The sequence below is a fragment of the Lentimicrobium sp. S6 genome, assembly GCF_013166635.1.
Classification (GTDB): domain Bacteria; phylum Bacteroidota; class Bacteroidia; order Bacteroidales; family UBA12170; genus UBA12170.
On sequence record NZ_JABKBZ010000045.1, the window covers coordinates 1 to 13,097 of the forward strand.

A 13,097-nucleotide genomic window follows, 5' to 3' on the forward strand; every position below is an offset into this window, starting at 1 on the left:
CTCTTCCCTTTCCGAACAGAGAAGTTAAGACCGCTAGCGCTGATGGTACTGCCAATGGTGGGAGAGTAAGTCGTCGCCACTCCTTTATAATAGCAAGTTCAATTTTTTTGAACTTGCTTTTTTTATATCTCTATGTATTATAGAGTTTTTCTTTGCATCTTTTTATACTGTATATGATTAGTAAAAGCTAATATCAAGATATTATGGTGATTATGGCAGCGGGGTACACCTCTTCCCTTTCCGAACAGAGAAGTTAAGACCGCTAGCGCTGATGGTACTGCCAATGGTGGGAGAGTAAGTCATCGCCATTCCTTTTTAAAGCGAGTTCAATTTATTTTGAGCTCGCTTTCTTTGTATAAAACCTATAGATTCCTTTAGATTAATTACTATTTTTGTAAAAAAGTATAAATATGTCAGAGAAAAGAAATTGGGTCAGTTTATATGACTTCGAAGATATAAGATTAGAGTTTTGGGAAGGAATTGCAAAAATAACTATCAATAGGCCAAGATATTATAATGCATTTACACCTACAACAACAACTGAAATGTCTGTAGCAATGGATATTTGCCGCGAAAATCAAGATGTTTTAACTGTAGTGATTACTGGAGAAGGGGATAAAGCATTTTGTGCTGGCGGAGATCAAAATGTAAAAGGTAAAGGTGGCTATATTGGAAAAGATGGAATTCCACGTTTAAATGTTCTTGATGTACAAAGAAAAATTAGATCTATACCTAAACCTGTAATAGCTATGGTGAATGGATATGCCATCGGAGGAGGACATGTTTTACATGTTGTTTGTGATTTAACTGTTGCTTCTGATAATGCTAAATTTGGACAAACAGGTCCCAAAGTAGGTAGTTTTGATGCTGGTTTGGGATCCTCATATTTAGCTGCTATAGTAGGACAGAAAAAAGCTAGAGAGATTTGGTTTCTGAATAAGCAATATACTGCTGATGAAGCATTAGAAATGGGGTTAGTTAATAGAGTTGTTCCTTTCGATAAATTAGAAGATGAAGTAGTGGATTGGTGTAAAACAATGCAAATGCGAAGTCCAATGGCTTTGAGAATGATAAAATTGGGTATGAATGCAGAGCTTGATGGTCAAATTGGGATCCAAGAATTCGCTGGTAATGCAACACTACTCTATTATATGACTGATGAAGCACAAGAAGGAAAGAATGCCTTTCTTGAGAAAAGAGATCCTGATTTTCATAAATACCCTAAATTCCCATAGTGTAAATGAGCAAGTTTAATAATTGGTTAAATGCATTTAGGCTTCGTACTCTTCCTTTAGCATTAGCCAGTATACTAATGGGAATAGCTGCGAGCGAAATGCATGGTGTTTTTAATTTAGATGTAAGTATATTTGCTATTATTACTACTCTTTTCCTTCAAATTCTTTCAAACTTGGCTAATGATTATGGGGATGGTATTAAAGGTACGGACAATGAGAACAGACTAGGACCAAAGAGAACAATACAATCAGGACTTATTTCTATTGAGGAGATGAGGAATGCGATTATTGTATTCTCCATATTTTCTTTAGTTTCGGGTTTATATTTAGTCTATATCAGTCAGATAAATATTCTAGAAATTACAATCTTCATTCTTCTTGGGGTTTTTGCTATTCTAGCTGCTATCTTTTATACTGTTGGTGAAAAATCTTATGGTTATCGTGGTTGGGGTGATATATTTGTATTTCTTTTTTTCGGTTTGTTGGCTGTATTAGGTTCTTTCTATTTGAATGCAAAATACTTTAGTCTAGATGTTGTTTTTCCTGCCATCACAGTAGGCCTTTTGAGTACAGCAGTATTGAACCTTAATAATATCAGAGACCTGAAGAATGATAAAGAAAATGGGAAAATGACCATTGCAGTTAAGCTAGGGGTGAAAAGGGCAAAATTTTATCATACCTTATTAATTAATCTGGCATTTTTTGCTTTACTGCTTTTCGTCAGTATGAGTGCAACTGCATGGCAGAATTATTTCGTATTCTTTATGTATCCTTTTTTCCTAATGGATTTATTGAAGATTGATAAAGAAACCGATTTGAAGAAATTGGATCCATATTTGAAGAAGACTGCATTAAAAACCTTTTTATTGGTTTTAATTTTCACCTTATTAGTATTTATATATTAGTAAGTAATGATAAAAGCAAAACAGGCTGTTCATTTAAATTTGAACAGCCTGTTTTTATTGTATTGTTTATTCCATTAAAGTTTAATAAATGGAATAATTTGTTGGTCACCTTTATTATTCAAAAGTTGAATATAATAGGTTGTAGGCTTGAATAAATGAGTATTAATTATAAAGCTACTCGAATTACTTCCACTTTCTATCAACTGTCCCATAGTATTAAAGATACGATATTCAATTTCCTCTTCAGATTTCAGTTTGATATTCAATACTTCTGAAATTGGATTTGGATATAATTGAGCAAGGTTATTATTCTTTGAAGAAGAAATATCTTCATTGCCTAAAATAACTGGATTTCCTGGAGGAAGAATAATAAAATCTAACCATGCAGCATCTAAACCACTTTCTCCGGTCTCATCCTTCATATATTCCCATTTAAATTCATGAATACCTTCAGTTACTGGGAACATAAATTGTTCAAATAAAACTAAACCACTCCATGCTGAAACTAAATAATCATCTATATAGAAATTTAGATAATCATGATTTTCTTCACTTGAAACCTGAAGATAGAATGATATTTCATTATCCGCAATTAATTCATATTCTAATGATAAAATGGAACTTTGATTGTCAGATATTTCACCAGAACGAGCTGAGAAATCTCCATCAACAGTATAATTATCCGCTATTGTCCATTCGAAGTCTCCTGTATTAGTCCAATTAAAACTATCAAAATTTTCAGATTCCCAATTTTCCACAATGATTCCAATATTGAAATAGAGCTCATTTTGAATAGTGAACGGATTAGCATCTAGCTCAAAAATTATGTTTGCAATATAGCCTATAGGTGCTGAAACATCTGTGATAATTTCAAAAGTTGCAGCTAAAGTTTCACCAATTTCAATTTGTTCAAAATTTGAGTTGCCTGAGTTGAGGGTGATAAATTCAGAATTAGGACTTATACTGATAGAACCTGCTGGTAATTTCATATGCCCATTATTCTTGATTTCTATAATTCCTGTAGCAGATTCACCTGCATCTAAATAGCCATTTCCATTGCCTTCAGTTTCCTCAAAACTAATGACGCTAAATTCTAAAGAAGGAGCAAAGACTTTAATTTTGAAGGTGCTTTCCCAAATAGAGTTACCATCAGTAGCAGAGAATGTAAATTCTACATTATGATTATCTGGAATATCAACTGAGGTGTTAAAACTAAAAGCATCAGTAATATTTATTTCCTCACCCGATGATAGGTTGCCAACAGAATATTCTGAACTTGTAATAGTAATATAAGAATCATCAGTTAAAAGTGAAATAATTACATTTTCAGCATCTGCAGAACCAATGTTTTTCACAATAAAATCTAAATCCACGGTTTCATTATAAGCAACGATACCATCCTCAGTTTCATCATTAATGGTATAACTTGTTTTCATAACATAGGCTCCTTCTGATGGAACAACTAAAATTTCACCTTCGTGACGGTAATAGTTTTGCTTAGTAATTACAATTTTAATGATAGTTCCCTCATTTTGATTAGGAATGGTTAAATTAGCAATACCATCCTCTATAAATCCATTGGAGATTAACTCTCCATCTACTGAAAGACCAATCAATGAACCATTTTCCCCACTGACTTGAATATTTGTAGTCGAAGTAGTTATTCCAGCTTCATAAGCAACTGGATTTTCTATAGGAACTTCAGTGTATACAGTATTAAAAGCATCACCATGGTGATGAAATAACCTATAAGTAATAGTTTTCATACTATTACTAGCCCAATTTGTTGAGGATAAGAAGTATTTTCCAGATGCTACTCCAAATGCAGGTCTAAAATCCCGTTCAGGAATTAGATTCCCACCGTAGTCTGGCATAAAATCTGGCCACATATTGTCATATAAACCCCAAACTAAAGCATCGTTTACAAAACTATAGGATACTTGTGTTGGAGCGGTTAGACTTAATGCTCCACCATTTTCATGCCTATGAAATTTTTCAGCGAAACAATTTTCACCTTCATTAAATTGACCTGTTTGGCAATTAATTGTAAATACATGACTTAATAAGTCAGCATTAGTTAATGAGTTAATATTATTGGTGTTAAAGTCTGGTTCTCCCCATCCATTATAATTTCCGTGATCTCTATGTTGAAGAATAAAAGCCCCAGCGTTTAGAGCATTGATAACATCAGTTTCAGTGCCACCGGTCCAATTTCCTAATTCGCCAGGTGTTGCAGGAAGGTATCCTAGACCATTTGGGCCAAAATAGCCTAAAACTGAACTTGTATTTGAAGCTGTAGACCATGGATCTATGGTGGGATTACCTTCGTATATAGCATTGATTCTAGTTGGATTTTTTCCAAGGACAGTTCGCATATATCCACCAACGGTCTCAGAACAAATTTGAAACCATCTTTCGGTTTGCCAACCAAGTGCTGTAATGGGTTCGTTATAAAAAGATTCTAGGGTAGGAGGGTTACGTTCATAATTCACAAATTTGTGTACCAGTACTTCAAATTCTTCATAACTTCTACCTGTCATACGGGCAAATACAAAATCAGGAAGGTTGTTTCCGGTAACATCTGCATAATAATTATCTGAGATATAAGTACCTTCATAGGGATGTGTCCATGAATTAGAAGTAATTCCATTTTCATCTTCACTGTAATCTGCCATTAGTAATACTGCTGATGGAACAGGATCCCAATTATCATATACTTCTTCAAAAAAACTATTAATATTTTCAATGTCATTGCCACCAATTTCGTCAACGGTCATTATTTTAGTATGAATACCTTGTTCATTTCGGAATTTTTTTATGGTATCTGCCCAAGGCAAGAAGTCTATATTATCAGGTACAACAATTAAATATTCACAACCTTCTTCTTTTGTGGTATTCATTCTTTTTGAATAGTCTATAGCAGGAATATCATCAATATTATAAGTTAAATCGCTTAAAATTTGATCCCAGAAAGGAGAACGGAATCTATCTTCACCATAGGTGCCTTTTGATTGACTTAATGAGATTTCTATTTCAATATTGTGATGAACCATTAATTCTTTACTTATGGCATTAAATTGGAAAGGTGAAATGGCAATTTGCAAGAATTGCATTCCTCTAATTTCTGATTGCTCAAAACTTGCAATGCTGCTTGGGTAAAATTCGTTTTTTTGATATTGAACTCCTTTTTTAGCCTTTATACTTTTTTGGGTGTCGAAAGGAATTGGAGCATTTGGAGCTAAATTAATACTTTCAATTATTTCTGATTGCGTGCTTTTAATAGCCAAATGAGGAATGGCACCATCGGGAATTAAAATTGATCTACTAAAGAAAGGAAGCTCGGGAGCCCCTTCAAGGCCAGGAACTAAACTTTCTTGGAATATTACTTTATTGAAATTCTCTCCATCAACTTCAGCTTCAATAAGTGTAAACTGATGAATATTAAAGCTTAAGTTTATAACTTCTTGTTTTGAGGAATTAATAATTAATCCTTCTTTACCTTTATTTGCGTCATAAGTATATTGCTGTGCTTGAAGAAATAAACCAATACTTAAAAATGAAAATATAAAAGTAAATTGTTTTAAAAAATGACTCATAGAGGTAAGTTTGTGTGTTTGAATGCACAAATCTAACAAAAATGACTAAGAATCCCCCCGATAGTTCAGACTCTTAAGTATTTATTTTGAAATATAATAAATAATGCCTACAATTAGCAATTATCTTTGTAGGCATTAAGTTCAGCTATTTTTAAATTGAGTTTATCTTGTAAAACAACATCTAAACGATTTGTTATTACTCATATCTTCTGTACTTGCATCATTACATGAGCCGTTACCTACTACAGTTGCTGTAGGAGATGCACCAGGTTGACCAGTATTTAACCATTCCCAGTCATTGGTCATATTAGTAGTACCACTGCCTGACTTCTGACATGTGTAATACCATTCGTCCCAAGTGCATAAACGGGAATCTTGATCACCACATAGTTTTGAAGCATCCCACCAGGTAATTGCACTTCTTTCATTAACTTCTATACAGAACTGTTCATTGATTGCCGACCAATCTCCAGCAGGGCAATCTCTTAAACTCGTTCCAGCAGGACCAATTGGTCCAGTGGGTCCTTGAGGACCTGTGGCACCATCAATTGTCATGATACTCCATGTACTTCCATTATATATGAAAGAAGCTTTCAATACGATATTATAATAAGCATCGTTTAGACTTGGGTTTGCAGGATCTCCTGCAGCTAATCCTCGCCAATTGATACTAGTGCCATCTGCTCCTGCAGGACCTGTATTTCCATCTGGTCCCTGAGCACCAGTTGCTCCAGTAGCACCAACACTTCCTTGTGGTCCAATAGGACCTTGGATTCCTTGAGGCCCAGTAAAATCTTCGCTAAGGAATGTAGTTCCATCTGTATAGGTTATAGTGAAAGTTCCATTGCCATTATTTACAGTTGATTGGATCCCAAGCCCTGTATTTCCAATTGGTCCTACGACACCTTGGGGACCAATAGGTCCTTGTACACCTTGAGGACCAGTTAGATCATCACTTATAAAAGTATTCCCATCAGTATAAGTTATTGTAAATGTTCCATTACCATTATTAACAGCAGATTGTATTCCCAAGCCTGTGGCACCTGTTAATCCAGCAGGTCCTTGGGTTCCAGTGACTCCTGTAGGTCCTTGAGGACCAGTTAAATCATCACTTATAAAAGTATTCCCATCAGTATAAGTAATGGTGAAAGTTCCATTTCCATTATTAACAGCAGATTGTATTCCTAAGCCTGTAGCTCCAGTTAATCCAGTTGGACCTTGGGTTCCAGTGGCTCCTGTTGGTCCTTGAGGACCCGTAAAATCATCACTAATGAAAGTTGTTCCATTAGTATAGGTAATAGTGAAAGTTCCATTTCCATTATTTATAGTGGATAGTATTCCAAGTCCGGTAGCTCCAGTTGCTCCTGCTACACCTTGCGGTCCAACAGGGCCTTGTACGCCTTGAATACCTTGTGGTCCTGTTAAATCGTCACTAATAAATATAGTTCCATTTGTATAGGTAAGTGTGAAGGTCCCATCTCCGTTATTTATAGCTGATTGTATACCTACTCCATCCGTTCCAGCAGGCCCTGTTGAACCACTTTCTCCTTGAGGACCTTGTGGTCCTTCTTGTCCAATAATAGAAGAAATATCTAGTGTGTTTCCAGAACTTATACTTAATGAATTTCCATCTAGACTTAAATACTGATTATCTGATGAAGTGATATCTAAGGTTTTGGTGGCAGGATTAAAAAATAAATTCGTCGCACCTGCTCCATTAATTTGCAATTGCTCTCCTAATTGAACCTCCCCAGAGTTTCCATGATCATCGTTTATTGTAATGGCAGAATGCTCTAATTTTTCATTAGTCACATTGGCATCGGCAATTTTATTAGTGATGATAGAGGCGGGGTTTAATATCATAACTCCAGTATTTGTTAATTGCGCATCGCCACTCAAATTAACTCCTGTAGCTATATTACTATTATTACCAATAAATATTTTTCCATTTTCTAGGCTTGGGTCTAAACCTCCTCCAGCTAATCCATTGATTTGATTCTGGAAGTGGGTACTATCTGTTATATTTTTGTTGTATAAAATTTGAATGGAGTCACTATTAACTGCATCTCGGTAGATGGCACGTGTTATTTCGGCTTGCAAAGAAAAATCTAAAGCATTTATTTGATTTTGAAAGCTTGTACTGTCTTCAAATATATTTAGTTGATTGATTAAAATCTCTTGAGTGTTGGCAGAAATACTATTTGAATTTTGCAATTCAGCTGAAATAGCTCTTGTAATTTCACCCAAAATAGAATTGGTATTGGCATCTATTAATTGTTTGAAATATAATGAATCACCATCGTATGAATTCTGAAGATTAGCAATAGCATCTGTATTGATTTGAATATTACTATTATTGATGGCTTCAGACATTATTGCACGAGTTACTTCTTGTAATATGGCATTTTGATTGGCATCGATAAGTGATTTGAGGTAAATACTGTCAGAAATAATTTTAGAGGTATTATTATCGATGAGGGATTGAAAGTAAAGACTGTCACTTTCAAATGAAATATTATCAAATAGATCTTGGAAATATAAACTGTCGCTAATAATTTGGATGGCATTCTGGTTGATAAGTTCTGCCAATTCAGTTTCAGCTCCAATGGCTCTATTCATTTCTTCAATGATACTCAGATCTAACAGCTCAAGAGCTTCATCTATACTCTGGAAATTTGACTCAAAATACAAACTATCGACTTTTATTTTTGAAATAAGTTCTTGAATTTCTTGAGAATTATCGAAAAAACTTAAATCAATACTTCCCCCTTCTTGAAGAAGGCTTAGAATATTCCCTTCCAATTTTATTTTTTGTAGTTCGTTGGTATTGCTAGTATCCACTACATTACCAGCAACAGCAGCATAACTAGCCATAGGTACAGATAATAATTGGGAAGTTCCCATCAGTACCCAGTTAGTACCTCCTTGGGGGTCTATACTCACTTCAATAAAATGTTCACCAAATCCCCAATCGATATCATTAAATGAACCTTGAGTCATTTCACCATTACCTACTTCAATGTTGATTAGTCCAAAACTATTGGTAGTCACAAAATGAGCTTCTAAATAATCAGCTGCATTTTCGCTAGTTATTTTAATTTGAATACTTACGTCGGCATCAGCGATAGGATAGCCAGCAGCATCACGAGCCACAGCTTGATATTTAAATGCCTGAGTATTTTGTCCAAAAGCAATGATTTGCAAGAGGAGCAATAAAAATAGAGGTATAGCTTTATATTTCATTTTTCTGTTTTTTAAATCGAGGATTCAATAATTATTGTTTAATAATTTTGAAAGTTTTAGTTTGTTGACCAAATACTATTTTCAAAATATAATGAGATCTTTCAAAAGATTGAAGGTTCCATTGAATGATGTTATGGCTAGATATTTCTTTTTCTTCTTTTATTAATCGGCCATTGGCATCGAAGAGTTGAACAAGGCAATTTTCATTGATTTGTTTTTCAGTATTAATTTTGATATTGACAAAATTGGGAGTAGGGTTAGGGTAAATATCTACTGATACATTATCTAATTTTATTTCATCAATAGCAGTAATAATATATAAATCCTGATGAAATCCTTGGGTTAAAATGTAATTTCCTTCAAATGTAGCAATGACAGGTTCCCCAAGAGTCCAACTTAAAGACACATTCCCATTTTCAAAATGATCACCTGCTGATGCAATAACTTCTGGACTAAGTTGTTGACTATAAGAATTTAATCCAAAAATTACAAATACGATTATAATAATTTGTTTCATGATCATTTGATTTTAATTTCAGTTTCACTCATCATTAGCTGTTTCTACGCAGAGCTATTGAAAATGTTACTTGTTTGGCGTGTTTTTGAGTTCTCATCCATCAAGCCTAACAAAGTTAAGAATATTGAAGAGGGATATCAATTAATGGCATAAAAAAAAGGCTACCTGAATAAGGCAGCCTTTATGAGAAATCTTATTAAAGCTTATTGAGCGATATACGACCAAGTAAGCGCATTAATATCAACTGTAAATTCATAAGAACCAGCAGCAGGAACTTCTAAGTTTCCAGCACTAGGATCGATAGATAAAGTACCATCTGTATCACCAGCTCCATAATTTGTGCCATCCCAAGAACCTTCAGAGGTAAACTTGAAAATAAGTTCATCACCAGTAATATCAACTATACCTACGAAAATACCATCAGCATTATCATCAGTTATTGTAGGTGCTGTTGCAGGATCCCATCCTTGATGAGCACCAGGAACATATAACATAGCTACAGGAGCATCAGAAACTACAGAATAGGTCATGTCATTTGTATTAACAGTGATAACATAAGTACCATCTGCTTCAACAGGGATTGCAGCAGGATCTGTACCAGTACCATCATTAACAGCAAGTTCACCAGCATTAGCTCCCATACCATATTGTGGTTGCCATTGACCAAGAACTGAAATAAACTTGATACCTTCACCACCAGCAATTAAATCAGCAGTGAGAGTGTATACTCCACCTGTTCCATTAAATGGAATAGCAACAGTATTATCCCAACCTGCAGCACAACCATCACCTAACATATAAAGTTCTGGATCAGTAGTACCTGCAGATTTAACTGTAAGTGTATAAAGTTCAGTTATAGCATCAATTTCTAATACGAAATCATATGTTCCATCAGCAAGAGGAACAAAGTTTCCATCACCATTACCTTCGAAATCAGCAGCAGCAGTACCAGCCATTGTTACATCTGGGAAACCGATTGATTTACCATTCCAGTCTTGACCTTCTCTAATTTTGAAAGAACCAGCAGTAGTTACTTCAACACCTTCATAAGTCCATGTGTAATTTGTTTCATCTACAGCAGGAACAGAAGTAAGAATAGTAACATCCCAGTTATGTTGCTCTCCACCAACTACAAGACCGTCACCAACTAAACCTAGTTCAGTAGCAGAATAGTCAATAGTTTCCAAGTCACCAGTTTTAACCATAGTAGCTACAGTACCACCAGTTAGAGACCAAGTTACTGTGATTGTATATTTACCAGGAGTATCATTAACAATATTATCTCCACCAGGAACTAATGCATTAACAGCACCACCATAGTTAGAGTTAACTTTGATACCAGCATTTCCATCACCAAGATCAAAATCGGGGCTTAAGATAACTTTCCAACCATTAGAATAACGGAATTTGAAATCAGCTTTAGTCATGACGATGTCAGTACCTGAGAAAGTCATAGTATTAAGATCGAAAGTAGCATCTAATTGAGTACTTCCACCCCATCCACCAGGAGTAGCAGCACCAATAACACCCCAAACCACTTTAGCTACAGTTACAACTCCCAATTCTGAGTCATAAGCAATATGGTATAAACCATCTTCAGATACTGTGAAAGGTGTAGTTGATTCAACTAAAGAACCACGATATAAACCTAAAGTAGGCTCATCACCATCAAGGTCTGCTTCAGCAACCATTCCGAAATCAGCACCAGGACCATAAATAGTCTGAGTAGCACCATCAACAGTAATAATATTGAATCCTTCAGTACCACCTTTAATAGCAACATAAAGATCCATTAATTCTGCTCTATCTTCTTGTAAAACTTCGTTACGAGTGATAGCCATTTTACCTTTAGTATCGAAATCAACTAAGGCTGTTCCAGCACCTTTAACATAAGTTCCATCCAATACGATTACTGGAGGAGTATCATTTGTATCATCGTCATCATCTTTGGTACAGGATGTACTAATTAATGCGAATGACATTAACATTACCCATGCGATATGGGTTAATTTGAAAAGATTATTCTTTTTCATAAGTCTAATTTTTGATAATTATTTAATCAGTTAATAAATTATTTTTTGTTTTTGTAATTGCAAATATACTTAATTTCCTAGATTAGGATTTACATCAATAGCCCATTGAGGGATTGGAAAAACATCCTTCTCAGCACCATGTGCAGCTTTTTCCCACCATGAATTCTGCCATTTGTTAAATCTAATTAAATCTTGACGTCTATGACCTTCTAAAAAAACTTCTCTTCCTCTTTCAGCCAGTAATTCATCAAGAGTACAGCCAGAATAAGGAGTAACTTGGGCACGCTCTCTAATAGGATTAACCCACTCGTCGCCACTATTCCCTAATCGAATTTCACATTCAGCTTTCATTAGATAGAAGTCAGATAGACGGAATAACGGAAAATCGTTAGATAAATTTTCCTTAGCACCCATTTTTATTTCATATTTTCTGAAACGGGCTCCTGTAGTTCTAATTTGTTCTGGAGTATAGCCATCAGTCATTGATAATGCAGGTAAATATGGATCGATATTTAATGGTTCACCTGTAATACTTTCAATAATTTCGGTTCCATCAGAAGCAAATTGAGGACCCCAAATAAAATGAGCTTCTTTTCTTAAATCAGTATCTTCATAAGTATCAAAATGTGTAGGAACTACAGCAAAACCATTCCAAGGACCAACAGACATGTCATATGTAAGGTTATGCTGATAATGTAGAGTTCTCATGTGTAACCTAAAACCTTGGAAATCATTTTCATCGTAAGGGATGGAGAAAATAACTTCTGAAGAGTTTTCATTAGCAGTTACAAATGGTGATTTTACATCGTTTGCTAAAGAATAAGGACCTTCCATAACTTTGTCGCAATATTCACCAGCTTTAGCCCACATTGGAGTTCCAGTATAAACTTCAGCATTAATATATAGTTTCGCCAATAAAGCGTGTGCCATATTTTGTGTAGCTAAGTATTTACTATCACCTGTTTTAAGGTAATCAAGATTTCTTTCAATGGTGTTTGTTAAACTGTCAAAAATAATAGCTCTATCCACTTTTTCAGGTTGAAAATCAGCAGGAACGTTAGCTGTTATCAAATAAGGAGCATCACCATAATTATCCATTAATAGATAATAATAGAAAGATCTCATAACTTCTACTTCACCAATTTTAGCTTTAATAGCCTCATTCGTTTCCAATAATCTGAGCATGTCAAGAGTTTGGTTTGATGTGGTTATCCCATCCCAAAATAAACTCCACATTCTATTTACACTTTCAGTATCATTACCCCAAGTATGCATATGAACTTCTGCCCATTTTCCACCATCATACCAGTCTGCTCCACGTGTAGGGGCACAGATTTCATCAGAACTGATTTCTTGGGCTAAATACCACCATCCATTATCATCAACCATATTTTGAAGTCTCTTATAAGTGTTAACACTTAAATTGGCAACTTGGTCGGCATTTTCTGGATACAATTCTCCAGGAATTTGATCGTATAATGGTTCGTCTAACTTAGTACAGGCACTAGTGAATGCTAGTGCTAGTAATACAATAAATGTTGTTAATATATTTAATTTTTTCATCGTTA

Annotated in this window: 7 protein-coding genes and 2 rRNA genes; 4 read left to right on the forward strand and 5 right to left on the reverse strand. The window is 34.8% G+C overall.

Translation table 11 applies throughout. The annotated features are described in order from the left end of the window. From rrf (HNS40_RS14345) to HNS40_RS14360, 4 genes are all read left to right on the forward strand, one after another. Positions 1-82 (forward strand): 5S ribosomal RNA (rrf, locus tag HNS40_RS14345); the annotation flags it as partial. Positions 83-202: 120 nt separating this feature from the next. Beyond that, positions 203-311, forward strand: a 5S ribosomal RNA gene (gene rrf, locus HNS40_RS14350). Positions 312-410: 99 nt separating this feature from the next. Then, entirely contained in the window at positions 411-1,235 is an 825-nt protein-coding gene (menB, locus tag HNS40_RS14355; RefSeq protein ID WP_172281995.1) for a 1,4-dihydroxy-2-naphthoyl-CoA synthase, read from the forward strand. A 5-nt stretch (positions 1,236-1,240) separates the two neighbouring features. Continuing rightward, positions 1,241-2,140 carry a 1,4-dihydroxy-2-naphthoate polyprenyltransferase gene (locus HNS40_RS14360; RefSeq protein WP_172281997.1) on the forward strand — a complete coding sequence of 300 codons (900 nt, stop codon included), beginning with the start codon at positions 1,241-1,243 and terminating at the stop codon, positions 2,138-2,140. Between the two features lie 74 nt (positions 2,141-2,214). Here the strand turns inward: HNS40_RS14360 and HNS40_RS14365 are convergent, their stop codons facing one another. The 5 genes from HNS40_RS14365 to HNS40_RS14385 all read right to left on the reverse strand — a co-directional run bounded on the left by HNS40_RS14365 (position 2,215) and on the right by HNS40_RS14385 (position 13,092). Next, entirely contained in the window at positions 2,215-5,736 is a 3,522-nt protein-coding gene (locus HNS40_RS14365; RefSeq protein ID WP_172281999.1) for a C25 family cysteine peptidase, read from the reverse strand. 162 nt (positions 5,737-5,898) lie between these two features. Continuing rightward, a complete protein-coding gene (locus HNS40_RS14370; RefSeq protein WP_172282001.1) occupies positions 5,899-8,979 on the reverse strand; it encodes a collagen-like protein in 3,081 nt (1,026 codons plus the stop codon). Between the two features lie 31 nt (positions 8,980-9,010). Then, on the reverse strand, positions 9,011-9,496 hold the full coding sequence (locus HNS40_RS14375) for a T9SS type A sorting domain-containing protein (RefSeq protein WP_172282003.1): 486 nt from the start codon (positions 9,494-9,496) through the stop codon (positions 9,011-9,013). Positions 9,497-9,699: 203 nt separating this feature from the next. Then, entirely contained in the window at positions 9,700-11,529 is a 1,830-nt protein-coding gene (locus HNS40_RS14380; protein ID WP_172282005.1) for a SusF/SusE family outer membrane protein, read from the reverse strand. Between the two features lie 69 nt (positions 11,530-11,598). After that, positions 11,599-13,092 carry a RagB/SusD family nutrient uptake outer membrane protein gene (locus tag HNS40_RS14385; RefSeq protein ID WP_172282007.1) on the reverse strand — a complete coding sequence of 498 codons (1,494 nt, stop codon included), beginning with the start codon at positions 13,090-13,092 and terminating at the stop codon, positions 11,599-11,601. Between the last annotated feature and the right edge of the window lie 5 nt (positions 13,093-13,097).